22 protein-coding genes are annotated in these 22,381 nt (G+C 54.7%); 14 read left to right on the forward strand and 8 right to left on the reverse strand.

Annotated elements, in window-relative coordinates:
- Positions 1–8 precede the first annotated feature (8 nt).
- The 6 genes from HG66A1_RS06135 (at position 9) to HG66A1_RS06160 (ending at position 4,925) form a co-directional block, all read left to right on the forward strand.
- On the forward strand, positions 9–533 hold the full coding sequence (locus tag HG66A1_RS06135; protein ID WP_145181324.1) for a Crp/Fnr family transcriptional regulator: 525 nt from the start codon (positions 9–11) through the stop codon (positions 531–533).
- Positions 534–822: 289 nt separating this feature from the next.
- The gene (locus HG66A1_RS06140; protein WP_145181325.1) at positions 823–2,097 is read left to right on the forward strand and encodes a glutamate-5-semialdehyde dehydrogenase; all 1,275 of its coding nucleotides are present in this window, start codon (positions 823–825) and stop codon (positions 2,095–2,097) included.
- 75 nt (positions 2,098–2,172) lie between these two features.
- On the forward strand, positions 2,173–3,222 hold the full coding sequence (gene fliM / locus HG66A1_RS06145) for a flagellar motor switch protein FliM (protein ID WP_145181326.1): 1,050 nt from the start codon (positions 2,173–2,175) through the stop codon (positions 3,220–3,222).
- 410 nt (positions 3,223–3,632) lie between these two features.
- A complete protein-coding gene (gene rpmI, locus HG66A1_RS06150; protein WP_145037587.1) occupies positions 3,633–3,833 on the forward strand; it encodes a 50S ribosomal protein L35 in 201 nt (66 codons plus the stop codon).
- 83 nt (positions 3,834–3,916) lie between these two features.
- On the forward strand, positions 3,917–4,273 hold the full coding sequence (gene rplT, locus HG66A1_RS06155; protein WP_145037588.1) for a 50S ribosomal protein L20: 357 nt from the start codon (positions 3,917–3,919) through the stop codon (positions 4,271–4,273).
- A 205-nt stretch (positions 4,274–4,478) separates the two neighbouring features.
- A complete protein-coding gene (locus HG66A1_RS06160; protein WP_145181327.1) occupies positions 4,479–4,925 on the forward strand; it encodes a hypothetical protein in 447 nt (148 codons plus the stop codon).
- 10 nt (positions 4,926–4,935) lie between these two features.
- Here HG66A1_RS06160 and HG66A1_RS06165 read toward each other — a convergent pair whose 3' ends face one another.
- Positions 4,936–5,385, reverse strand: coding sequence for a hypothetical protein (locus HG66A1_RS06165; protein ID WP_145181328.1), 450 nt, complete (start codon positions 5,383–5,385; stop codon positions 4,936–4,938).
- A gap of 207 nt (positions 5,386–5,592) precedes the next feature.
- The gene (locus tag HG66A1_RS06170) at positions 5,593–6,858 is read right to left on the reverse strand and encodes a PQQ-binding-like beta-propeller repeat protein (protein ID WP_145181329.1); all 1,266 of its coding nucleotides are present in this window, start codon (positions 6,856–6,858) and stop codon (positions 5,593–5,595) included.
- A gap of 238 nt (positions 6,859–7,096) precedes the next feature.
- Between HG66A1_RS06170 and HG66A1_RS06175 the strand changes: the two genes are divergently transcribed.
- The 6 genes from HG66A1_RS06175 to HG66A1_RS06200 all read left to right on the forward strand — a co-directional run bounded on the left by HG66A1_RS06175 (position 7,097) and on the right by HG66A1_RS06200 (position 14,110).
- Complete coding sequence (locus tag HG66A1_RS06175; protein ID WP_145181330.1) at positions 7,097–9,130, forward strand: sigma 54-interacting transcriptional regulator; 2,034 nt, start codon at positions 7,097–7,099, stop codon at positions 9,128–9,130.
- 514 nt (positions 9,131–9,644) lie between these two features.
- The gene (locus HG66A1_RS06180) at positions 9,645–9,974 is read left to right on the forward strand and encodes a hypothetical protein (protein ID WP_145181331.1); all 330 of its coding nucleotides are present in this window, start codon (positions 9,645–9,647) and stop codon (positions 9,972–9,974) included.
- 523 nt (positions 9,975–10,497) lie between these two features.
- Positions 10,498–11,445: a DUF1559 domain-containing protein gene (locus tag HG66A1_RS06185; RefSeq protein ID WP_145181332.1), complete on the forward strand. Its 948-nt coding sequence runs from the start codon at positions 10,498–10,500 to the stop codon at positions 11,443–11,445.
- 108 nt (positions 11,446–11,553) lie between these two features.
- Entirely contained in the window at positions 11,554–12,000 is a 447-nt protein-coding gene (locus HG66A1_RS06190) for a hypothetical protein (protein ID WP_145181333.1), read from the forward strand.
- Between the two features lie 107 nt (positions 12,001–12,107).
- Positions 12,108–13,451, forward strand: a complete 1,344-nt coding sequence (locus tag HG66A1_RS06195) for an alpha/beta fold hydrolase (protein ID WP_145181334.1) — start codon at positions 12,108–12,110, stop codon at positions 13,449–13,451.
- Positions 13,452–13,765: 314 nt separating this feature from the next.
- A complete protein-coding gene (locus HG66A1_RS06200) occupies positions 13,766–14,110 on the forward strand; it encodes a hypothetical protein (RefSeq protein ID WP_145181335.1) in 345 nt (114 codons plus the stop codon).
- Positions 14,111–14,222: 112 nt separating this feature from the next.
- Here the strand turns inward: HG66A1_RS06200 and greA are convergent, their stop codons facing one another.
- The 4 genes from greA to HG66A1_RS06220 form a co-directional block, all read right to left on the reverse strand.
- Positions 14,223–14,711: a transcription elongation factor GreA gene (gene greA / locus HG66A1_RS06205; RefSeq protein WP_187782036.1), complete on the reverse strand. Its 489-nt coding sequence runs from the start codon at positions 14,709–14,711 to the stop codon at positions 14,223–14,225.
- 127 nt (positions 14,712–14,838) lie between these two features.
- The gene (locus tag HG66A1_RS06210; protein ID WP_145181336.1) at positions 14,839–15,996 is read right to left on the reverse strand and encodes a Gfo/Idh/MocA family protein; all 1,158 of its coding nucleotides are present in this window, start codon (positions 15,994–15,996) and stop codon (positions 14,839–14,841) included.
- 66 nt (positions 15,997–16,062) lie between these two features.
- Complete coding sequence (locus HG66A1_RS06215; protein WP_145181337.1) at positions 16,063–17,115, reverse strand: sugar phosphate isomerase/epimerase family protein; 1,053 nt, start codon at positions 17,113–17,115, stop codon at positions 16,063–16,065.
- Positions 17,116–17,200: 85 nt separating this feature from the next.
- Positions 17,201–18,424, reverse strand: a complete 1,224-nt coding sequence (locus HG66A1_RS06220) for a hypothetical protein (RefSeq protein WP_145181338.1) — start codon at positions 18,422–18,424, stop codon at positions 17,201–17,203.
- 498 nt (positions 18,425–18,922) lie between these two features.
- On the opposite strand from HG66A1_RS06220, the gene argC reads away from it, so the two are divergent.
- Together argC and argJ are read left to right on the forward strand one after the other, a co-directional pair.
- Positions 18,923–19,936, forward strand: coding sequence for an N-acetyl-gamma-glutamyl-phosphate reductase (argC, locus tag HG66A1_RS06225; RefSeq protein ID WP_145181339.1), 1,014 nt, complete (start codon positions 18,923–18,925; stop codon positions 19,934–19,936).
- Between the two features lie 28 nt (positions 19,937–19,964).
- Positions 19,965–21,164, forward strand: coding sequence for a bifunctional glutamate N-acetyltransferase/amino-acid acetyltransferase ArgJ (argJ, locus tag HG66A1_RS06230; RefSeq protein ID WP_232106765.1), 1,200 nt, complete (start codon positions 19,965–19,967; stop codon positions 21,162–21,164).
- 132 nt (positions 21,165–21,296) lie between these two features.
- Here argJ and HG66A1_RS06235 read toward each other — a convergent pair whose 3' ends face one another.
- Together HG66A1_RS06235 and HG66A1_RS06240 are read right to left on the reverse strand one after the other, a co-directional pair.
- Positions 21,297–21,731 (reverse strand): hypothetical protein, encoded by a 435-nt coding sequence (locus tag HG66A1_RS06235; protein ID WP_145037618.1) that lies wholly within the window; start codon positions 21,729–21,731, stop codon positions 21,297–21,299.
- Between the two features lie 183 nt (positions 21,732–21,914).
- The gene (locus HG66A1_RS06240; RefSeq protein ID WP_145181340.1) at positions 21,915–22,376 is read right to left on the reverse strand and encodes a hypothetical protein; all 462 of its coding nucleotides are present in this window, start codon (positions 22,374–22,376) and stop codon (positions 21,915–21,917) included.
- Positions 22,377–22,381: the final 5 nt, after the last annotated feature.

Consider the following 22,381-nt stretch of genomic DNA (forward strand, 5'->3'; position numbering starts at 1 on the left):
TGATATAAATGGTTTCCACAGAGCAGCTGATCAATGACTGCGTGTTGTTTCAGTCAGTTACGCCGGAGGAAATGGACGAATTGCTCGACCAGGCTGAGACAGAGGATTTTCCGGAAGGGGTCCGCATTCTGGATGAAGGCAATTCGACACGTTATCTCTGGATCATTCAGCGCGGTACCTGCGAGGTTCGCAAGCAGCTTTCCAACGGAGATGAACAGACATTGACCGAGTTGGGGCCCCTGTCCATTTTTGGTGAAATGTCCTTTTTCAAACCGGCTCCGCATTCGGCGAGTGTGGTGGCGACTTCCGATGTGTCCATCGTGCGGATTCCCTGGAACAACTTCGATCAACTGCTGAAAGCGGGAGTCAGCGGGGCGCAGAAAGTCGTTTATAATACCGTGCGAATCATGTCTGACCGTCTGAGGACCATGGATAAATGGTCAGCAGAAATGGTTGAAAGCTGTGGTACCAAGACCAAGAATGCGGAATGGCACGAGTTTCGTTCCAAGCTGTATTCCGACTGGCAATTCTGAACACAGATCTCTCCGGGAACTCAAATTCTTCCGGAGAGTGTTTAAAATAGATAAAATTAGAAGGTTATCAGCGCGAAAAGTGATCCCGCGTTGACACATTTCCGCTGATTGCTGATACTTCGGAATGCGGAACCCGGTTCGTCTGGACTGCGGTGGGCGATACAGAAGCGCACCGCTCGGGTGAAGTCTGTGTCAATATTTTAGAGAATCCACATTCCACAGCTGTTATCTGTTTCAGATTAACCCGGTGGCAGGGGCCGGTGAATCCCTGCTTAGATCGCTTGAAGCTATGAGTAGTACGACCGAATTAGACCTGGCGCAATACACAGAACAACTGGCTCAGCAGGCCCGCGCTGCGTCGCGTAAACTGGTTTCCGCTAATGGGAACCAGAAAAATGCCTGGCTCCGCCGGATGACCGAACTGATTCGGGAACGGACTCCTGATTTACTGGCTGCGAACGAACGCGATATCGAGCAGGCTCCCGAATATGGTTTGTCGGAAGCGTCGATCGACCGTCTGCGATTGACCGCAGCGCGGCTCGAGGGCATCATCACGGCGCTGGAAGAGATCATGGCTTTACCTAATCCGGTTGGCGAAGTGATTGACAGTAACATGCGTCCCAACGGGCTGCTGGTGACCCGGGTGCGGGTGCCTCTGGGCGTGGTGTTCTTCATTTATGAGTCGCGTCCGAACGTGACCATCGATGCGGCCGCATTATGCGTGAAGAGCGGCAACGCGGTGATCTTACGCGGCGGAAAAGAAGCCTTTCACAGCAATATGGCCTTTTATCAGCTACTGCAGGAAGGGCTCCGCGACGTGGGGCTGCCTGAGCAGGCCGTCCAACTGGTGGAGACCACCGATCGCGAAGCGGTGGGGCATTTTCTGAAGTTGAACAAATACATTGATGTGACCATTCCCCGTGGCGGTAAGGGGCTGATCGAGCGTGTGGCCCGTGATGCCACGATGCCTGTGATCAAGCATTTCGACGGGATCTGCCACGTCTACCTCGATAAGACGGCAGATCCGGAACTGTCAAAGCGGATTACAGTCAACAGTAAGTGTCAACGGCCCGGTGTGTGTAATGCCGCCGAGTGCCTGCTGGTGCACGCTGACGTCGCAGAGACGTTATTGCCCGAAGTCGCGAAAGCGCTGCTGGATGCAGGGGTTGAGCTGCGGTGTTGCCCCCGTTCTCTGGAACTGGTGGGAACCGGGGTGCCTGCGACCGAGGAAGATTATGGCACCGAGTACGGGGCGAAGATCCTGTCGGTTAAGGTCGTTGAGGATATGGATGCTGCGATTGAGCACATTCATCAGTACGGTTCGGGACATACCGAATCCATCATTACGACCGAACTGGCGGCAGCAGAGAAGTTCACGACCGAGGTTGATTCTGCGGCTGTGATCGTGAATGCCAGCACGCGTTTCAATGATGGTGGCGAGTTCGGCCTGGGAGCGGAGATCGGCATCAGTACAGACAAATTTCATGCACGGGGCCCCTGTGGGCTCAACGAATTGACGAGTTATAAATACGTGGCCCACGGAGCAGGGCAGATCAGAGAATAGAGGGGAAACAAGTTTTTGCGACCCGGCCGGTGAGCCTCATATCCCGGCGGGCTGTGAATTACAGGGAGGCCAGGGATGGCAGACGTACTCAGTCAAAATGAAGTGGAATCGTTGTTATCGGCGCTGGATCCATCTGCCGGCTCTTCCGGTGGAGGGAGTCGACCGGCGGCCCGGAATACCGATTTCAATTCCCAGATCAGCATCTACGACTTCAAACGCCCGGAACGCGTCAGTAAAGAGCAGATGCGGGCGTTTCGCGCTTTGCATGAAAGCTTCAGCCGGGAGTTCGGGGCGGCACTCAGCGGGATGCTGCGGTCGATTATTGAAGTCAAACTGATCAGCGTGGACCAGCTGACGTATTCTGAATTCGTCTTCAGTCTGGAAAACCCGACCTGCTTCAACCTGCTCGAATCCGAGACTCTGGACGGGCATATTATTCTGGATATCAGCCCTTCGATTATCTTCCCGATCATCGACCGGCTGCTGGGAGGGGATGGCCACACCCACGGTGCCTACCCCAACCGGGCTCTTACCGAAATCGAAATCCGCCTGGTGTCGCGTATTACCGGCCTGGCGATTGAGGGGATCGAATCTGCCTGGAGTAACCTCTGCGACTGGAAGCTGCGGGTTTCCCAGGTGGAAAGCAATCCTCAGCTGGTTCAGATCGTGCCCCCGAACGAAGTGATCGTGCTGATCTCTTTCGAAGTGACGATGGGGGAGACCCGGGGCATTATCAACCTCTGTATTCCCTTCAATACAATTGAGCCGCTGTCGAACAAGCTGACTTCAGATACCTGGTCGGCTTATAAGAAGAAAACGCCTGACATGCGTCAGCAGTTGAATCTGGAAGCGAGTGTCTCCAAGTCCAAGATCGAGATGAAGGTAGAGCTGGATCACAGTCGGCTGACTGCGGGTGAGGTGATGAATCTGGCGGTCGGTGACGTAATCATGTGTAACAAGGGGAGTGCCCAGAGCCTGACGGTGGAAATTGAAGGGGCGCCGGTCTTCACGGCTTATCCGGGTGTTTATAAGGGGCATAAGGCGATCAGCATTGAAAAAATGCTGGCGGTACCCAAAGATATCATCGAGCAGCGGATCAAGCAGGCGGAAGCAGGCCAGGCCTGACGCGGGTGAATACGCTGGCGATGTGGTCGCATGTTTACATTTTCCTGGTTGAGCCACTGCTGAATGACCTGCAGCGGGAGTCATCGCCCGCGAGATTGAAGGATTCCGAGCGTTCACGTCGACTGGAGAACGCGAGTTTTCGGGAAATCGGTTTTTTTCTCTGCAGGAATACGGAATTTACTCCCGTTTCGGTGGAAAACCAGAGGGGAGGCTGATTATACTGCCCGATCAATCTACAGCGCTACCGTTGTGGTTTCTGTTTTTATGAACAGTATTCTTTGCTGTTGACCGGGTGAAATCTGGTCCGGTAAAGAGATATATAGATAGTGTCATTCAGGACTTACGCTTTGAAACTCTGTTGTGTCAGAGAGCCGGCGAAGGCTGAAGTCATTTACGAAGATTGAAGAACAATGCCCAAGCAAAAGACTCACAAAGGATTGAAGAAGCGTTTTAAGATTACCGCTTCAGGAAAAGCCAAGCACCGCAAAGCATTTCGGGGCCACATTCTGAGCAAGAAGAGCCCCAAGCGGAAAATCGGTCTGCGTAGCGATGGCGTCGTGACCGGAACGGAAGCGAAGCTGATCGTGGAAGCCCTGCGTCCCGGTTCTTAAACCGTTCCCGATTCCCCTGACGACGGCACGCGGGGAAACGATCCTGACAGAATCCAGATTACACATTCAGTTGGAAAGTAATAATGCGAGTTAGCAAAGGTTCAGCTCGACGTCGAGCCAAGAAAAGACTGTTTAAAGAAGCCCGTGGTAATTACGGTGGCCGCAGCAAATTGTTGCGTACCGTAAAAGAAACAATCATTCGGTCTCGTGCTTACGCCTACCGTGACCGTCGGGTTCGCAAACGTGAATTCCGCGCTCTGTGGATTACCCGTATTACCGCTGCCTGTCGTGCACGGGGTACGAACTATTCTCAGTTCATTAATGGTCTGTCCAAAGCGGGCATCACGCTGAACCGGAAGTCTCTCAGCGAGCTGGCGATTTCTCAGCCTCAGATCTTCGATGAGATCGTCAAAGCAGCACAGGCAGCTCTGGCAGCATAATCTGCCTTTTCTGCTGAAATAAGCCAAATTCCAGCCGGATCTGTTTTTAACAGGTCCGGCTGTTTGCGTTGGTACCTGGCTGTGGGGAGAGCGAAAATTGCCATACGCAAAACGGGACGGATCTGGTAAATTCAGTCATCGTTCCCGCCTGTGGGCTTAGACAGGCCTGGGTTTCTCGTTTTGATCCGCAGGGAGGCAGGAGAGTATGACTCACTTAAAGCGAGTATCGTACCGACCGCAGCAGCTCCGAAGATTGCTGCTGGCGTGGATGCTGGGCGTGTCGTGCGTCTGTCTCCTGAATGCCTGCACTGGCGTGCGTCGCGTGGTACCTGCCCCGCTGGTGTTTGAAGAGCAGTCGCAGAAGATCCTGGCGATCGCTCCTTTGGGTACGCCGAAAGCCGAGGCGATTCAAAAGCTGACGGACGCCGGCATCAGTGGAGAATTTGCTTCCAGTCCGTCCATCTATTACTGCGATCTGTGGGAGCAGGAGAACGGCAACCGCTGGCACATGAATGTCGCGTTGCTGTTCAATGAGCAGGGCGAGCTGTATAAGACGCGGCCCGCTCAGGCGGATGTCACCTGGCAGAGTGCGGAAGAGGCGGCTGAGAGTGAGCAGGCTGTCGGACAGGCGACGGAACAGGTGCTCCAGTGAGCCTGAGGCTTCAACTGTCGACCGGGTCGGCGGGTTTTTCCAGCAGCTGAATATGGCCCTTGCAGAACTTGCAGGCGGCGACAGAACCCAGGTACTTGCGGGCGATGCGCAGCTCTTCTTTGCAGTGTGGGCACTTCGTGTAGAACGCGGAAGCGACATGGCTGCGGGATTCGTCCGGGAGCTGGATTGTGGACTGACAGAAGTTGCAGCTGACCTGTTTGCCCAGGTACTTTTTGTGGACCCGGAGTTCTTTGCTACAGTCGGGGCACTGGAAGTAGAAGCCGATCGGAAAGGCGTCAATGCGGACAGCGAGTTCCTTGAGCGGGTGAAAGGCGGGGATCTCGACGGTGTCGTGTTCGAGGTCTTCATTCAGCAGCTCACGGCAGGTCTGGCAGTGAACGAGGTTCGCAGGCATGTCCTCCCCACAGCGTGGACAGGGGCCGCCGGGCCAAGCGGGCATGGTCAGTCCTTCTTTATCAAAATTTCAATTAGAGTCACTGACAGATTTGAGATGGCCCGGTATCTCGTCTGGAGAGTCTGTCAAAAGGAAATGGAACGGGCTTCCAGAGAACGCGGAAGCCCGTCATACCGTTGTAGCTGAATTATAACAGAACCCGTGATTGATATGAATCAGTTTTTTCTAATTCTGTATCCATCACGCCTGTGCTTACTTTTGGGCTTCGAGGCAGTAGAGGTTCTTGAAGGTTCGCAGGAACATGCGTCCGTTGGCGACGACCACGGTAGCGTGGCTCTGATCTCCGAGCTTGATTTTTTCGTAAGCTTTGAAGTTGGGAGAGGCGTCGACCATGGCGACTTCGCCATTTTCGTCGATGCAATACAGGACGCCGTTAATGCAGACGGGGGAGCTGCTGTAGTCGCCAGCGATACGTTCGGTCCAGACGTTCTTCTGGGTGGCGAGATCAACACAGCTGATCACGCCGGCATCGCCCCAGAGGTAGAGGTGTCCTTCATAGACAACGGGGGTCGGCACATAAGGCAGCTTGGTGGACCGTTCGTATTTGATGTGGGTTTCCTTGATGTTTCCTGACCCGGTGGGATCGACGCCGTAGAGCAGCTTGCCGCGACCTCCGCCGCCACAGGTGGCGAAAATGAGTCCTTCGCCGTAGACGGGTGAGGAGACGGTTCGCATCGGAAATTCGCCGGTAGTCCAGTTGACTTTACCGTTTTCCGGGTTGAGGCTGCTGATACCGGTGGCCCCACTGACGCAGATCAGCTGTGGTCCGGTGTTGGGGTGTTCGATGATAATTGGAGTGGCGTAAGAGGTTCTCCGGACGGCCCGGTCGGCTTTCCAGACGATTTCTCCGTTGAGCTTGTTGAAGGCAGTGACCGAGCTGGGCCCCTGCTGATCGTTGGTGGCGATGACCAGGTTCTTGTAGATCATGGGAGAGCTACCGTGACCGTGCTGGCTGGTGAAGGAGCCCAGGTCGCGTTCCCAGATCTTGTTGCCTTTGAAGTCGTAGCAGATGAGCATGTAAGATTCTTCGTCGGCGAATTCGACGTAGACGTGCTCGCCGTCAGTGGCCGGCGTGCTGGAGGCCCAACTGCCTTTGCGGTGCTTGTGGCTCTTTTTCAGTTTGGTTTCCCGCTTCCACTTTTCTTCCCCGGTTTTGGGATCGAGGCAGAACAGGTAGCGTGTTTCGCCTTCACCCAGGGCGGCGGTGACGAACAGGTTGTCTCCCCAGATGGAGGGAGAGGAGTGTCCGAGGCCCGGGAGTTCTTTGTGCCAGGCGTAGTCCTTTTCGGTCCAGCTTTGGGGGAAGCCCTTCTCGCTGGAGAGGCCAGATCCGTCAATCCCCCGGAAACGAGGCCAGTTTTCGGCCTGAATGGAGGAAAACGCCAGCAGGCAGAAGCAGAGGGCTGCTGTGAACTTCAGGGCAGGAGAGAACGCACGGGAAGGCAGTAAATCTTTCATGGGAGATTCTCTATATGCGGAATTACAGGCAGGATGTTATTGAGATTTCACAGGATTAGCTTGACGAATTTTATGTTCTGGTGCAAGTTAATTGAATATAATATTTGATAGGGCTATCGTAAGTAAACAGGGCGTACGGGTTTCGGCAATGTTTGCGAAACGCATGCCTGTCAGTTCTTTCATGAGGCATCAGGTGCACGGGCCGGAGGTCTGTGTGTTCTTTCCTGCGTAATTATCTATGCATAATTCTGAAAAACAAAATTCCAAGACTGCCTCAACGGTGGCCTACCTGATCGTGCAGGAAGTGGACGAACGGGGCAAGGTCTACCGTCTGGTGGACCGCCAGGTGACGACCATCGGGCGTGCTCCGACCAATCGAATCGTACTGGACGACGAAGTCTGCAGCCGCAGCCACTGTGAGATCTTCTACAGCGATGGTGGCTGGTACATTCGCGATCTGGGCAGCCGTAACGGCACATTGGTGCAGGGCCTCGCGATTTCGCAGGACCATCGACTGCAGGAAGGGGATGTGGTTGAGATCGGTGACAGCGAGGCGATCTTCACCTTCGATGTCTCGCGATTCTCTGCGCGTCCGACTTCGGACGGTTCGAGTGCGGTGATCGACAGCGAGACGATGGGAGTCGGGCAGCAGTCGAGTTGGGATGAGCTGAATATGCCCGAGATTGTTCAGCGCAAAAGCCACACCCGGTTTCACACGCCGCCCCCCGCGTCACAGATCGATCGAGATCGTGCCAGCCGGGAACTGGGGCGTCTGTATCGACTGGCCCTGGAGATGGGGAATGCCCAGTCCGAACAGGAGCTGTGCCAGATCGTGCTGAACGGCCTGTTTGAAGGAACGAGTGCCGACATTGGTGCGATTCTGAACCTCGATCCGAGTAAAAGCCTGCCCCGCAAGCCGGAAAATCTGAGGGTGATCGCCTTTCAGTCCGTGGATGAGCTGCCTTATCGAAAGCCGTCCGACTACCTTTCCAAGATGGTCTTCGACGAGGGGGATGCGCTGCTGGCGCACAACATCGCCGACGACAGCAAGCTCTCGACACGCGACAGCCTGGGGAAGATTCATGCCCAGAGCGTGATCTGTGCTCCGCTGCGTAACAAGAACGGAGTGTCGGGGCTGATCCACCTCTATTCGACCAACCCGGATAATCCACTGGATTCAGAGGATCTGGAATTCACGCTGGCGCTCGCCGATCAGCTGGCGGTATCACTGCAGAACCTGAGTGAGAAACTGCAGCTCTCAGACGGTCTGGCTCGGATGGAGGGGGAGAACAAGGCACTCCGCGAACAGCTGGAACTGGAGAGCGAGCTGGTGGGGCAGAGCCCGAGCATGGTGGCGTTGAAGGAACAGATTCTCCGCATCGCCCCGACGGATGCGAGCGTATTGATCCGGGGGGAGAGTGGGGTCGGGAAAGAACTGGTGGCCCGGGCGATCCACTTCAACAGTCATCGGAAGAAGCAGCCGTTCGTCTGTATGAACTGTGCGGCGTTAAGTGAGGGGCTGCTGGAGAGCGAACTGTTCGGCCACGAGAAAGGGGCCTTCACCGGTGCGACGAGTCAGAAGCCCGGGAAATTCGAACAGGCGCACCGCGGGTCGCTGTTTCTGGATGAAGTCGGGGAGATGTCCCTGGCGGTCCAGGCGAAGTTTCTGCGCGTGCTGGAAGGACACTCCTTCGAGCGGGTCGGGGGGAGTGCCTCGATTGACGTGGATGTCCGTGTCGTGGCGGCGACGAACCGCGATATGGAGAAGGCGGTTGCCAAGGGGACGTTTCGGCAGGACCTGTATTTCCGGCTGCATGTGGTAGAGGTGAGTGTTGATCCGTTGCGGGTGCGTGCGGATGATATTCTGTTGCTGGCGAACTACTTCCTGAACCGGTTCGTGACTAAAACGGGGCGACCAATACGCGGGTTCACTGACCAGGCCGAGGCTCTGCTGGAATCGTATCACTGGCCGGGCAATGTCCGCGAACTGCAGAATACGATCGAGCGGGCTTTTATCCTGTGTACGAGTGATGTGGTGGATGCGGAGGACATTCAGCTCTCCGCGGTGGGGATGGAGAGTGATCCTCAAAGTGTGCTGCCGGCTGTGCACAGAGGCTTCCGGGAGATCTCTCTGGAAGAGGTGGAGCAGGAACATATCCTGTCGGTGTTAAATAACACCAACTGGAACAAGTCCCGATCCGCTCAGATCCTCGGTATTGAGCGGTCGACTCTGGATCGTAAGTTGAAGCGATATGGTATCAGCCGGCCCTGAGCGGGCTCTGAGGGGCTCTCAGGTGGGATCTGGTGAGCCAGGGCCCGGTTTTGAGTGATCGAAAAAATCAACATCGATCGGCTGCTGATCGGCAGGAATTGCCAGCGTTGGGAGACTTGGGTCTATGGGCGATTCGATTTCAGAGTAGTTTGCAAAAATGTCAAAAATCTTGTTGACATTTTAGCATAAAAACTCAAGAATTGTCCTGTAAACAGGGGATATCAATTGGGTGTCCTCTCTTGCGGCGCCTAGCTGCAACCTTGAACTTTCGGGATGTTTTTTCAACACCAGAACTAGAAGAGTTTCCCGCCTGATAAAAACTTCCCACACCCTTGGAGGGTGTTGCTTTCAATCTCCCAAATAACGCAATGGAAGCGTACGCTACGAGCGATTGAATTTCTCGGTTTGGTAGAGATGACTGAATTTTATTGTTCCACGTAGAGGGTTTGTCTGCTCATATGGTATGGGCTGAAAGCCTGGGCTTATTAATTGTTGTTGGAGAAAGAAGAAGAGAATGTCGGCATTTTTGATGGGTACAGATGACGTTGAGAATCTTTCATACGAACTTGAAGATGATCAGTCACTGGTCAGCTACGAAGATGGTGATTACCAGGATGAGTTCTCGGAAGATGGCTACGAGCCTAATTTTGATGCTCTGTTTGGTGAAGAAGAGTACCGTCAAATGGGCATCAACCCGGACGAAGCTACTCAGGCCAAACCTGGATCAGAACAGAAAGTTCTGATGCTTGCCGCTCGCTATGCTGCTGGCCTGCCTCTCTGGAATCACAGTGATTGCTATGATCACGGACCAGGGGAAAACCTGCTGCAGGGTCTGCTTGCTTAAAGCGATCGATCTGTTCAGTCAACAGATCGTGATATTTACATAGAAAAGGGCCTTCAGAACTTTCTGAAGGCCCTTTCTCTGCGCCTGGAGGTCGCTCCTGAACCTCTGTGGCTGTAATTTCGTTTCGAAAACATCCGGTATAGATTGCCGGGTTTTTGCAGACAGTCTGAGTTCCTGCTTGGAATTGGATCTTTGGTCTGCTATCATCGACTAGTGAACACTGCTTTCGAGATGGAAGTGTCGTGTTCGCATTCCGTGCTCTCCCTTCGCTACGAAACCCGTGGTGAACCTGCCTGAGAGTCTCCTGCTGAAACGTACCTGCCTGAGAAGACTTACCTGTAAACATCCAACCTGATTTTTCATACCGTAGCTGAACCCGGCTTACGTAACCCGCATTTAAATTTGTGCTGTTCACTCATCCAGAGAGGCTGCAGACCACGGTCTGCTCAGGGTCGCTTTCCCGCTTCTGCCCGGGTGATTGATGTTTGTATTTATTGATTTGAACCTGATTCTGGAGTTACCCATGAGCGCTCGCAAACGAGGATTCACTCTGATCGAACTACTGGTGGTGATTGCCATCATCGCTATTTTGATCGCTTTACTGCTGCCCGCCGTCCAACAGGCGCGGGAAGCCGCCCGTCGCAGTACCTGTAAGAACAATCTGAAGCAGATTGGTGTGGCACTGCATAACTACCTGGAAACACATTCCACATTTCCCCCCGGAATTACCCGGGCACAGGGACATCCCTACGGACCGGTTGAAGGCTGGAACACCGGTAAAGTGCTCTGGTCGGCGTTTATTCTGCCTTTCATGGATCAGGGACCTTTGTATAACAAAATCAACTTTCAGGTTGCCGACCCGGGACGGAATGCGGTGAACGCCGAAGCGCGGAACGCAATTCTGCCCGTTTATCGCTGCCCCAGTGATCCGGGCGGAAAGAATCTGACCAACTCCAGTGCCGGCCCGAGCAACTACACGGGATGTGTCGGCAACAGCCCCCTGGGAGCGGTTTCCGGTGGAGGCAGCTCTTACCAGAACAACGGGACTTCGGTGTTCTTCACCGACAGTAAAACGAAGATCCGGGATATCACCGACGGAACTTCGAACACAATGATGGTCTCCGAACTGCTGGTCGGGTCGGAATACCGGAACTACGGTAACGTCAGTGGTGGTGGCCTGCTGGATGACTGCAGCACCACTGCCAGCACCAACCGTTATCGGGGGGAATCCTGGTTCAAAGGGGATGCCTCCATTCGCTGGGCATACCTGACGGTCTTCCCGCCGAATCATGATCTGGCCTGCCGAACCTTCCAGGAATATGCGAATGCACCCGCTGCCAGTAAGCATGTGGGCGGCGTACATATCCTGCTCTGCGATGGCTCTGTCCGTTTTGTCTCCGACAACATCCACCTGGGGACCTGGCAGAACCTGGGGAATAAGTCGGATGACAATGTGCTGGGCGAATTTTAATTCCAGCCGTCTCCGATCATTCTGATCGAATTGAGTTCAACTTCTGCAACCGGCTTTGTGGTTTCAAAGCCGGTTGCTTCATCTGATTACAGTTACAGGAAATCAAAAATGGATGGGATGCGCCCGACCAGTCTCTGTTTTTTTGCGTTGTTGTTGATGTTGGTGCCGGGATGTAGTGGGAGTTCGGAACTGAAGTTCTCCACTGCCTCGGTGGGAGGAAGCGTCAGCTTCCGGGGAAAACCCCTGGAGACGGGTAAAATCCGTTTCATTCCCGATGGGGAAGTTATTGATGGCAAAGTCGCCGGCAAGGCCGTGTTTGCCGACATCAAGGACGGGAAATACTCTATTCCTGCCGAGAAGGGAGTCACGGTCGGTAAGAATCGTGTCGAGATCAAAAGCTATCGTGGGACCGGCAAGAAAATGGTCAGCTCCGCCGGCGATGGCGAAAAAATTGAGGTCGAAGAACAGTTCATTCCTGCGGACTACAATTCGAAGTCCACACTTTCTGCCCAGATTCAGGAAGGGGAGAATACGGTCGACTTCGAGCTGAAATAACGGCACTTTATTGCTGCTGATTTGACCACGCCCTGTCGGCCTGAGAGAATTCAGGCTGGCAGGGCGTTTTTCATTTCCGGGTCACCTCAAGCAACGGGGCATTGTTGATGTCGCATTTCCTCAGAAACATCTGTTTCCTGGCGATCTGTTGTCTGTTGATGCTGCCTGTCCAGGGGGCGGAGCAGGGAAGCGGGGGACGCGTTGAGCAGGCCCGGACGTTTATCGAGCAATTAGACCGGGGGGAAGCATCCCAGGCCGTCCGGGAATTTGATGCGGTGATGGCCAAAGCACTCTCCGCTGAACGGTTGCAGGCCCTCTGGGGGTCTCTGGAGCAGCAGCATGGACCGTTCCAGAAGATTCAAAGCACACGCGTCGAAATCGAAGCGCCTTACGAGATTGTGCTGGTGAGCTGCCAGTTTGAGAAAAATCGAGTGATGGCGCGGGTTGTCTATGCGCAAAACAACCTGATCAGCGGGCTCTTTTTTAAGCCGGATGGGGAGTATCAAAGACCGGGCTATGTTGATCCCCGGAAATTCACCGAAGAACCACTGGTGATCGGTAAAGGGCTCTGGGAACTGCCGGGAACCCTGTCGCTACCGGTCGGGGAGGGACCCTTTCCAGCGGTAATTCTGGTGCATGGTTCCGGTCCCCAGGACCGTAATGAGACGGTTGGCCCTAATCAGCCGTTCAAGGATCTGGCGCAGGGACTCGCTTCGCGGGGGATTGCGGTGCTTCGCTACGACAAGCGGACTTACCACCATCGCCTGAAAATGGCCCTGCTTTCACAGAGGATTACGGTCAGGGAAGAGACAGTGGAGGATGCGGCCCTTGCCGCCCAGCGGCTTGCCGGGGATCCGCGCATCGATCCTCGGCGCATAGTGGTGCTGGGACACAGCCTGGGCGGCTATCTGCTGCCCCGGATCGCAGCGGAGAGCAGGCCGGTTGCTGGTCTGATCAGCCTGGCTGGATCGGTCAGGCCGCTGGAGGATCTGATTCTCGACCAGACCAGGTACCTGGTCCAGCTGGACGGGGAGGTGACCAGTGAGGAGCAGGCGCAGCTTGATGCCCTGGCGGTCCAGGTGGAGCGAGTCAGGTCGATGGAATTGAGCGAGTCGGTTTCGGCTGTGGATTTACCTCTGGGCGTGCCGGCCAGCTACTGGCTGGACCTGCAGGGGTATCAGCCCGCCCAGGCTGCCAGAACGCTCTCACAGCCCCTGTTGATCCTGCAGGGGGAACGGGACTATCAGGTCACTATGGAAGACTTCAGGCTCTGGAAAGAGGCACTGGCTGAACGGAAAGATGTCCGCCTGCGTTCGTATCCCGGGTTGAACCACCTCCTGATGGCAGGAGAGGGTAAGAGCCTCCCTACGGAGTACCTGGTTCCGGGGCATGTCTCTGAAAAGGTGATCCAGGACATTGCGGATTGGGTAAAAACGCTCAGGCCGTTGTGATAGCCAGGTTACAGGGACGGAGCCCGGTGCTCCTGCCTGAGTCTTGTGCAGTTTTTTGGCAGACGCGAATAAAGGTTGCACACGGAATCTTAATTGAGGGGGTAGCGAAGATGTGGAGCGGGTTAAGATTGGGTTCAAAGTTGAATTAACTAAGTGTATGCCGTTGCTTTGGATATGGCTTTTTTATATTACGGTGGGCATACCGTTTGAGCAGTTTTTTTGAGACTGTTCCCGTTTCGGCACATGATTCGCCATTGCTGGTAAATCAGTATGAATCCCAGCCGACCCTCATTTATTTTAGTTGGATAATGGCTATGTCTTTGCAGATCTTACAAAAGCCCCGTCGTGCCTTTGCAGAAGAAACAACAATCCTGGACGGTCTCCGCAAAAGCCTGAAACCTGTCGTTGAACAGTCCGCATCTGTGTCGGCGGCTGCCAGCCAGTGGGAATCATGTCCGGAAGCAGAAGAACTGGAAACAGAGATCGTTTCCGGGACGCATCAGCAAGTTCGTAATATCAAAGTCCGCTGCGATCATGCAGGAATCACCGTTTACGGTGTCAGCTCCAGCTACTACCTGAAACAGCTGGTGACCACAATCGTACAGACCTTCGCCCCTTCGGTTCCTCTGATGAACCGGGTGATGGTTAAAGTGAAATAAGCCCGGGTTCTCTGACGCTGCCTGACTGGACCCCCAGGTAGTCTCTGACCCAATAAAAAAGCGACGTGAAACAGGTTTCACGTCGCTTTTTTTATTTTCAGACGAGCGGTGCTCAGTCTTCCATATCTTCAATTTCCAGAACTTCAAAGTGGAGTTTCCCGGAGGGAACGTCGACTTCCACCTTGTCTCCGACTTTTTTGTTCAGCAGACCCTGAGCCAGTGGGCTGGAGGTCAGGATCTTCATGACTTCGCCCATGTAGTCCTCTTCACCCGGGCCGACGAATTCGTACTTTTCGTCCAGTCCATCGTCGAGGTTTTTTACGGTGACGACGGAGCCATAGGTGACCTGCCCTTTAGGCATGGACGATTTATCAGCAATATAGCAGCTGGCAAGTTTTGATTTCAGCTTGCTGATTTTCAGGTTAGTCATCCCCTGTGCTTCTCGCTGGGCATGGTATTCTGCGTTTTCTTTCAAGTCTCCTTCGGCCCGGGCATCTGCGATTCTCTGAGCGATATCAGGCAGGACTTCGTTTTCGAGATGGCGGATCTCTTCACGCAGTTTATCATAACCTTCTTGTGAGATTGGATGACGGTCCACTATTTTGACTCCCAATTTTCTAACGTCTATTTTTGATTCTACCTATAACAAAAACGGGCGACGCGGAGTGCCACCCGTTTTCGTAAATTCTGATTGAGGAAGCATTATAGCAGAAGACCTGCCTGCAATGCTATGCTATTTCGACCCATTGCTTTTCTTTTGCACTTTGCAGGACCGCGTCGCAGACTTTCTGGGTCTCGAGGGCGGAACGGAAGTCGGGCTGAGTCGGTTTGCCGGTGTCCAGTCCCTGGAAGAAGTCAGCCAGGGCATTGGTGAAGGTGTGCTCGTAACCGATGGTACAGCCGGGAACCCACCATTTATCCATGTAGGGATGCTCGAAGTTGGTGACGTGGATCCGCCGCCAGCCGGTAACGTGGTCTTCGACCTTTTTGCCGGTGGTGGGGTTGGCGTATTCGAAGAACTGCAGAATCTGCGGATCTTCCAGATCGAAGTAGACCGAGCCAGCTTCACCGTTGAGTTCGAACGTGTTGAAGTTCTTGCGTCCGCGGGCATAGCGGGAGCTTTCGAAGGTTCCCATAGAGCCATTCGCAAAGCGGGCGAGGAACATGCAGGCATCGTCGATTTCGACCTTGGTCTTTTCGCCGGTTTCCTGGTGTACGCGTTCCTTGATGAACGTTTCGGTGGCTGCGGAGACCGAAGTGATTGGTCCGTTGAGCCAGATGGCCGAATCGATGGAGTGGGCCAGCAGGTCGCCGGTCACGCCGCTACCAGCGACTTTGGCATCCAGACGCCAGAGTGTCGCACCGCCCTGGGGAACGTCTTCGGCGATGGTCCAGTCCTGCAGGTACTGGGCGCGGTAGTGGAAAGGGCGTCCGATGCGATTTTCGTCCACCAGCTGTTTGGCGAGGGTAATCGAAGGGACACGGCGGTAGTTGAACCAGACCATGTTGGCGACACCCGCCTTTTCAATCGCTTCAGTCATAGCGACGGCTTCGGCGACATTCATGGCCAGCGGTTTTTCGCAGAGGACCATTTTGCCGGCTTCCGCAGCGGCGATAGCGATATCGTGGTGCGAGTTGTTAGGGGTAGTGATGTCGATCAGGTCGATATCGTCTCGTTCAATCAGTTTTCGCCAGTCGGTTTCGTAAGATTCCCAGCCCCAGTTGTCGGCGAAGTCTTTGATTTTGTCTTCGCTGCGGGCACAGCAGGCCTGCAAGACGGGGGTGTGATCGATATCGAAAAACTTGCTGACCTGACGATAAGCGTTGGAGTGGGTACGTCCCATGAATCCGTAGCCGATGAGGCCGACGCGAACTGGTTTGGTCATTGGTGTGACTCCTTGTCGTTTAAAATTAAAAATGCAGGTTTAAGTCAGTTGATCAGCGGTGAGAAATCAGGACCATCCGTGAGCGTTTCTAACGCTGATCATGGCTGCCAGGATGTCGTTCCAGGTCTGTGGGTTCATCATGACTTCGTTGGAGAACATACAGCCGTCCCAGCAGATGTGCTCGAATTTCTTTGTCAGCTCACCCTTGCCGTCACGCAGCCAGTAGCCGGCCCGTTTGGTGATGTCGAGCTTGCCGTTGGGATCGTTGGGCAGACAGTGCCGTCCGGTTTTGTCGTGAGAACCGGTGCCGTGTACGGTGCCGTCGTTCTGGGCGACGTGGAAGTCGATGGTCCAGGGACGCAGGGCATCGGTCAGAGTGGTGTAAGCGGAATCGAAGGTGGCTTCGTCGTTCCAGTCGAAGTCTTCGGGAAGCAGGCGGTCTTCAGGGGCGTTGTAACCCATCAGGTAGAGCAGGGTGTGAGACATGTCTGCCTGGAAACCAACCACATCAGGACGATCGACCATTTCCAGCAACTGGACCATGCGTCTCCAACTGTGCATGCCGCCCCAGCAGATTTCCCCTTCAGCGGCGAGTCGTTCGCCATGATCGGCGGCGATGTCGGCGGCCTGTTTGAAGGTGGCAGCGATTTTCGCCTGGTTACCATCGGGATCGGCGACCCAGTCACCAGGTCCGGCAGCGGAGTCGATACGCACGACGCCGTAAGGACGCACGCCGAGTTCCCGCAGTTTCTTCGCGATGCCGCAGCCTTTACGAACCTGTTCCAGGAACTGACCGCGTTCTTCGTCGCTGCCCATAGCGGATCCACCGCCGGTGGGAGGCCAGACGGGGGCTACGACCGAGCCGATGACCAGATTCCGTGACTGAACTTTCTCAGCCAACTGTTTGAGGTCATCGTCGGTGGAGTCGATGCTGACATGGGGATCAAACAGGAACAGGTCTGTTCCGTCGAATTTGACGCCGTCCACTTCCGCAGCTGCGGTGAGGTCGAGCATGGTATCCAGATCGATGGGGGGCTCGGAATCAGGGCCTTTTCCGACGACACCCGGCCAGGAGGCATTGTGAAGTTTGGGGAGGGTGTTGGCTGCGTTATCACTCATGAGAGGGTCCTTCATGTCTGCAGGAGGTATCAGATCGAAATAAAAACTGCCCGAGAGGTCGGGCAGTTGCGTGTGACGGTTCTGTTTACTTGTGATGGTCGCCGACGTTTGGAGCGTCGGGGCAGGCGTCGGGACCGAAGTAACGGAGCGAGACGAGAGGCTCACTGCCGGTGTTTTCGATGGTAACGCCTTCTTTCGCGGTTTTTTCAGTGACGAAGACTTCGTCTTCCGTCATTTCGCCGAAGCGGATCATGGCGGGCGTCTGCAGTCGCAGGTTGCCGATTTTGCCTTCACCCTGGACGGTGATCCAGCTATAGGCGCCGGTATCCTTGAGGGTGAGTTTTGCGCCCGGATCGACGGTCAGTTCCTTAGCGGTGAAGAGCTGCTCGCCATTGACTTTCCCGTAGACGACCCAGCGATCAATGTAACCTGCGGCGGCGGTATCGCCAATGGTGATCGGCTCGAGGTAGTTGTTCTCTTTGAAGTTCGGATCGACGTTGGCTTCCCAGTCGAGGGCTTCGACGAGATAGGCGTTGTCGTCGTGCTTGTCTTCGGGGAAATCCTTGGTGAGCAGGGAGCGGTGTACGGCGCGACCTTCCACCATTGACTGGTACATGCCGAAGACATCGCTGCCCCACTGTGGTTCGTAGGTCAGGAGGCTTCCGGGAGCGTGCAGGACGCAGGGAGGAATCAGCCAGCCGGTACCTGGTTTGAGGCGATAGGCTTTGGAGAGATCCAGAATGCCGTTGTCGCCTTCGTTCCAGCGATCCAGACAGTCGATGACGTCCTGTTTGGTGGTTCCGGGTTCCAGTCCCATGAACGTGTAGGGGAAGTTATTCCCGATGGCGTTCAGCTGGGGAGGAAAATAGTAGGATTCCGGCTTTCCTTCCTGACCAACTTTGGCAGCCTGTTCGGTATTCTGGTGCATGTGGTGCGGAATCGGACCCATGTTATCGAAGAATTTCGAGTAGACGGGCCAGCGGTTGTACTTGCCCCAGATGGCGTCGCCGATGATTTCGCCGCCCAGTTCGCTGATGGCGTCTTTCAGGGTGAATTTTTCACCGCCGAAGACACAGTAGCTGAGGCCTTCGTCATCCGGTGCCCCTTCGTTGGTAGCGACCGTTGTAGAGCCAAACCAGCGTTCATCGATCCCGCCACGGTGTGTTCCGAGGGCATAATAGTCATTGGGATGCAGTTTGAGACGACGACCAGGCTGCAGGAACGCTCGGGGAACCCAGGTAGGAGACAGTCGAAAAATTCCACCACCTTCAGACAGCGCATCGGCGGCTAGTTTGGCAACGTTAGACATTCTACTCTATTCTAAATCCGTGTTGAGCTAGCATGCGTGTCGGCGCGACCCCTGACGAAGACCTACCGTCCTGGCCATTTGAGAAAGGAACGCCGAGCGCCAGCGAATTGAATTGTCGTCGGTAGAAACTACCAGAATCGATCAATTTATTGTGATGTTTCAGGTACTTTTTGAAAAGGAAACAGAATTGATTTTGCCGCTTAATTTGAAAGAATCGGGGGCATTTGATGTGAGAGAGTTGACTTTGTCAATTCTAAAGAACCATTATAAATCAAGGGCTGCAGAGAACGCTGGTTCGCATCCGACAGTGGTGGAGTTCGATTGATCCTGTCTCGTGTGAAGCCCGTGTTACTGCAAAATCTGGAGAAAGCGGGCGATCCCCGGGGCAGGCAACCTTGTCGTCCCCATATAGCTGCTTAGAATGTACGTTTTGATTTTGTTCAGCGGGGCTCGCTCCGATCTGAACGGTTTTTGAGAACAGACCTGGAACGGGGAACAATGACCAAAGTTGCCATCATGGGAGCCACGGGGTACGCGGCTCTGGAACTGATCAAAATTCTGCTGCGAAATCCCGAAGTCGAGATCGTCGCGCTGACCACACGCTCAGATGAAGCACCGCATATCAGTGAGATTCACCACTCTCTCGAGGGGCGTCTGGATCTGCGTTGTGAGAATCTGTCAGCGGCAGAAATTGCAGAACGGGCCGACTTTGTCTTCTGTGCTCTCCCACACGTGGCCAGTATGGAAGTGATTCCGGATCTGCTTGCCGACGGCTGTCGCGTGGTCGATTTGAGTGCCGACTACCGGTTGAGTGATCCCGCGGTCTACGAGCAGTGGTATCATCATGTGCACATCGATCCGACCCGGCTGGGGAGCACAATTTATGGTCTGCCCGAGCTCGGCGCGGACAAAATTCCCAGTGCCGATCTGATCGCCAATCCCGGCTGTTATACCAGCGCCTCGATTCTGGGACTGGCTCCTCTGATTGCCAACTCCCTGATTGAGCCGACGGGGATTATCATCGATGCGAAAAGTGGCGTCAGCGGTGCGGGGCGGAAACCAAAGCTGGGAACGCTCTACCCGGAATGTAATGAGAGCATCACCGCCTATGGTGTGGGAACGCATCGGCATACACCGGAAATCGAAGAAGTTCTGACGACGCTGGGCGGAACAGACGTGAAAGTGACGTTCACGCCGCACCTGACCCCGATGAACCGGGGAATTCTGGCGACCATGTATCCCCGCCTGAAAGAAGATACGAGCCTGGATCATCTGAAAGAAGTTTACCGTGCCTTCTATGCGGATAAGCCGTTCGTACGCATCATCGACCGTCTGCCCGCGACCCGGGAAGTGGCGGGGACCAATTATTGTGATATTTCGCTGCAGTCCGCGGGGAACCAGCTGATTGTCTTTTCGGCAATCGACAACCTGATTAAAGGGGCTGCAGGTGTGGCGGTACAGAATTTCAATCTGATGGCCGGTTATCCGGAAACGACAGGCTTAATTGTCTGAACCATGATTTCTTTCCGAGGAGAAGCAGTTGACTGCTGACATGATTTTGCCCCAGGGGTTCCGGTCTGCCGGTCTGGCCTGCGGGATTAAGGAAAACAAATCGACCTTCGATTTGTCGCTGTTTGTGTCTGATGAGCCCTGTGTGGGGGCGGGCGTTTATACCACGAACCAGGTTTGTGGGGCTCCCGTGAAGGTATCCCGCGAACGCGTGCCCGGCGATTCGGTGCGGGCGGTGATCATCAACTCGGGAAATGCGAACGCCTGCACGGGCGAACGCGGAATCGAAGATGCCCGCTGGATGACCAGCCAGGTCGCAGAAGGACTCGGACTGGAAAGCGAAGAAGTTCTGGTCTGCTCGACCGGAATCATCGGTCACTTCCTGCCACGAACACCGATTGAGGCGGGGATTCCCAGGGTGATCTCTGAACTGGGTGCGGACGCGGAGTCCTTCCTGAATGCAGCCCGGGGCATGATGACCACGGATACTGTTCCCAAGCAGGCAACCCGTGAATTGTCGATCGGCGAGAGAACCGTACGCGTGAGTGGTGTGGCGAAGGGGGCGGCGATGATTGCTCCCAACATGGCGACGATGCTGTCGGTAATCATGACCGATGCTCCGTTGAATGCCAGCCAGGCTGATGCGCTGCTCAGGGAAGCCGTAGATTACAGTTTCAACTGCGTGTCGGTCGAAGGGCATACGAGTACCAGCGACTCGGTCATTCTGCTGGCCAATGGGGCCTCGGGAGCGGAAGCACTTTCAACAGACGACCTGACACATCTGCAGACGGCGATTATGGAAGTGGCGATGGAACTGGGGCAGGCGATCATCCGCGATGCAGAAGGCGCCGATCATTTCGTCACGATTGAAGTCTCCGGGACGAATACGCAGGCGGAAGCGAAAGAAATTGCCCGCACGATTGCCAATGATGCGCTGGTGAAGACGGCGATTGCCGGTTCGGATCCGAACTGGGGCCGGATTGTTTCCGCGACCGGTCGGACGAGTGTGAAGCTGACCGAGCAGGATATCGTGCTGCATATCAACGGGATGCTGATCTACGATCAGGGAATGCCGGCCGAATTTGATGAAGAGGCGGTCTCCCGCTCGATTCGCGAAAACCGGGACGTTTTGATTCAGCTGCAGCTGCCTTTCGGGGCAGAGTCGATTGTGTTCTGGACCAGTGACCTGACCCAGGAATACGTGCGGCTGAATTCCGAATACACGACCTGATTGACACTGTTCGATCAGATCCAGGCATGAAAAAAGAGCGGGCGTTTCTCGAAAGAAACGCCCGCTCTCTGTTTAAAATCTCAGCACGCTGGCCCGCGAATGCATGCTGAAAGATTTCGCTGACGAATCAGCTTATTTTTCAGTGACTTTGAAACCTTTTTCGAAGGCTTTGTCATTGAAGATCAGTTTGATCTGCTCATCGCCGGAAGCTTTAGCGGCTTTGCCTTTGCATCCACCACAGCAGAATTTGACTTCAGTTCCAGCTACAGTAACGGCCTGAGCAGGATTGACAGGCTTGCCAGCGAAGGGGCATTTGACCTGTTTGGCTTTGCCGGTAGCAACCAGCTGCAGGTTGGCTTTAGCGGCAAACTTCTTGGGGTTTGCTTCGAAAGCTTTTTTGCAGTTGCCACAGCAGAGAGCAACGGTGGTGCCTTTGTAGTCAGCGGTGACGCTGTCTTTGGCGGGCTTACCGGCGACGGGGCAGATTGCTTTAGCATCTGCGGCGAATGCCTGACCTGCAAAAGCGACAACAGCCAGTACGGCGGCGATTGATAATACTTGACGCATGGTTTTCTCCTTAAGGGTAAAAAACAGTTTTGGTTTTTCTTACTTGAAACGTGACGTATCTTGAAGCGGTGTGCGTTCGGGACTCCTGCAGAAAGGCGTGGGGCCGGTCAGGAGCGCACGTCATCATTTACATGATGAAATGCGGGGAACGGCACAGGTTGATCCGGCCGGAAACGGGGCGAACTAGATCAACCAGAGGCAGAAATGCGCGCAATGTTCCTCTGCAGAACAGGGAACTTCGGTAGAATGCAGCTCACGAGATTGAGAAGCGGCCGGGCGTTTCGCCGGGCTCAGGGGAGCTGTCAGGTCAATCAGGTCCCAGTTACAACGGAGCTGCTGTGCCAGCTCAACCGATTTGACCGAAGTCGTGGTTGCAGGCTGGGAGAAGCTGTGCTGACACTGGCAGCCATTCTGCTGGCAGTTTAGCTGCTTCTGCTCCGCAGGGGCCTGTTTTTCTTCCGTTTTCGCAGTTTTACAGCAGCAGGATTTGGGCTGTGGCTGCTCTGACTGCCTGTCGGCTTGAGTGCAACAGCAGCAGGAACTGGACTGAGATGTCTGTTTTTCGCCACATTCGCAACCTGAGACTGGGGCGGCTGGCAGAGCCAGAGAGCCAATCAGGATCAGGACAAACAGGCGGTGAAACATAGAGA

Origin of the sequence: Gimesia chilikensis (assembly GCF_007744075.1) — a bacterium.
Classification (GTDB): Bacteria; Planctomycetota; Planctomycetia; order Planctomycetales; family Planctomycetaceae; genus Gimesia; species Gimesia chilikensis_A.

Coding starts and splice junctions, on each gene's coding strand:
- HG66A1_RS06135 (WP_145181324.1), top strand. CDS start 9: ATGGTTTCCACAGAGCAGCTGATCAATGACTGCGTGTTGTTTCAGTCA.
- HG66A1_RS06140 (WP_145181325.1), top strand. CDS start 823: ATGAGTAGTACGACCGAATTAGACCTGGCGCAATACACAGAACAACTG.
- fliM (WP_145181326.1), top strand. CDS start 2,173: ATGGCAGACGTACTCAGTCAAAATGAAGTGGAATCGTTGTTATCGGCG.
- rpmI (WP_145037587.1), top strand. CDS start 3,633: ATGCCCAAGCAAAAGACTCACAAAGGATTGAAGAAGCGTTTTAAGATT.
- rplT (WP_145037588.1), top strand. CDS start 3,917: ATGCGAGTTAGCAAAGGTTCAGCTCGACGTCGAGCCAAGAAAAGACTG.
- HG66A1_RS06160 (WP_145181327.1), top strand. CDS start 4,479: ATGACTCACTTAAAGCGAGTATCGTACCGACCGCAGCAGCTCCGAAGA.
- HG66A1_RS06165 (WP_145181328.1), bottom strand. CDS start 5,385: ATGCCCGCTTGGCCCGGCGGCCCCTGTCCACGCTGTGGGGAGGACATG.
- HG66A1_RS06170 (WP_145181329.1), bottom strand. CDS start 6,858: ATGAAAGATTTACTGCCTTCCCGTGCGTTCTCTCCTGCCCTGAAGTTC.
- HG66A1_RS06175 (WP_145181330.1), top strand. CDS start 7,097: ATGCATAATTCTGAAAAACAAAATTCCAAGACTGCCTCAACGGTGGCC.
- HG66A1_RS06180 (WP_145181331.1), top strand. CDS start 9,645: ATGTCGGCATTTTTGATGGGTACAGATGACGTTGAGAATCTTTCATAC.
- HG66A1_RS06185 (WP_145181332.1), top strand. CDS start 10,498: ATGAGCGCTCGCAAACGAGGATTCACTCTGATCGAACTACTGGTGGTG.
- HG66A1_RS06190 (WP_145181333.1), top strand. CDS start 11,554: ATGGATGGGATGCGCCCGACCAGTCTCTGTTTTTTTGCGTTGTTGTTG.
- HG66A1_RS06195 (WP_145181334.1), top strand. CDS start 12,108: ATGTCGCATTTCCTCAGAAACATCTGTTTCCTGGCGATCTGTTGTCTG.
- HG66A1_RS06200 (WP_145181335.1), top strand. CDS start 13,766: ATGTCTTTGCAGATCTTACAAAAGCCCCGTCGTGCCTTTGCAGAAGAA.
- HG66A1_RS06210 (WP_145181336.1), bottom strand. CDS start 15,996: ATGACCAAACCAGTTCGCGTCGGCCTCATCGGCTACGGATTCATGGGA.
- HG66A1_RS06215 (WP_145181337.1), bottom strand. CDS start 17,115: ATGAGTGATAACGCAGCCAACACCCTCCCCAAACTTCACAATGCCTCC.
- HG66A1_RS06220 (WP_145181338.1), bottom strand. CDS start 18,424: ATGTCTAACGTTGCCAAACTAGCCGCCGATGCGCTGTCTGAAGGTGGT.
- argC (WP_145181339.1), top strand. CDS start 18,923: ATGACCAAAGTTGCCATCATGGGAGCCACGGGGTACGCGGCTCTGGAA.
- HG66A1_RS06235 (WP_145037618.1), bottom strand. CDS start 21,731: ATGCGTCAAGTATTATCAATCGCCGCCGTACTGGCTGTTGTCGCTTTT.
- HG66A1_RS06240 (WP_145181340.1), bottom strand. CDS start 22,376: ATGTTTCACCGCCTGTTTGTCCTGATCCTGATTGGCTCTCTGGCTCTG.